The organism is Bradyrhizobium campsiandrae, from assembly GCF_014529705.1.
Lineage (GTDB): Bacteria > Pseudomonadota > Alphaproteobacteria > Rhizobiales > Xanthobacteraceae > Bradyrhizobium > Bradyrhizobium campsiandrae.
Map to the genome: position 1 here is coordinate 1 of NZ_JAANIH010000176.1, position 628 is coordinate 628.

Annotated in this window: 1 protein-coding gene; it reads left to right on the forward strand. The window is 69.6% G+C overall.

Annotation, left to right across the window (positions count from 1 at the left end):
- Positions 1–182: 182 nt before the first annotated feature.
- On the forward strand, positions 183–628 hold a 446-nt coding region (locus tag G8O24_RS42575), incomplete at its 3' end, for a chemotaxis protein CheW (protein ID WP_188108420.1).

The window sequence follows — 628 nt, forward strand, 5'->3', positions numbered from 1 at the left end:
GGCCTGTCGGCGCTGGTGTCGCCGGCGGCGATCGAGCGCGGCCGTCAGGCCGGCTTCCACGACTATGTCGCCAAGTTCGACCGTCCCGGTCTGATCGCGGCGCTGAAGGAGCAGACCGCGGGTGCCGCCGGCGCCTCCGAGCTGAGCCGCGCGGCAGCCTGAGCGCCTCAAGGAGAGACGAGATGAGCAACAAGAAGACGCAAATTGGCGAAGGCGCCATGGTCGAATACGTCACCGCGATGATCGGCGGCCAGCTGTTCGGCCTGCCGATCTCCCGCGTCCAGGACGTGTTCATGCCCGAGCGGGTCACCCGCGTGCCGCTGGCCAGCCGCGAGATCGCGGGCGTGTTGAACCTGCGCGGCCGCATCGTCACCGTGGTCGACATGCGCTCCCGCCTCGGCCTGCCCAGGGACGAGGACGGCAAGACCCCGATGGCGGTCGGCGTCGACCTGCGCGGCGAATCCTATGGCCTCCTGATCGACCAGATCGGCGAGGTGCTGCGCCTGCCCGAGGACGGCAAGGAAGAGAACCCCGTCAACCTCGACCCCCGCATGGCCAAGCTCGCCGGCGGCGTCCACCGTCTCGACGGCCAGCTCATGGTCGTCCTCGACGTCGATCGCGTCCTCGA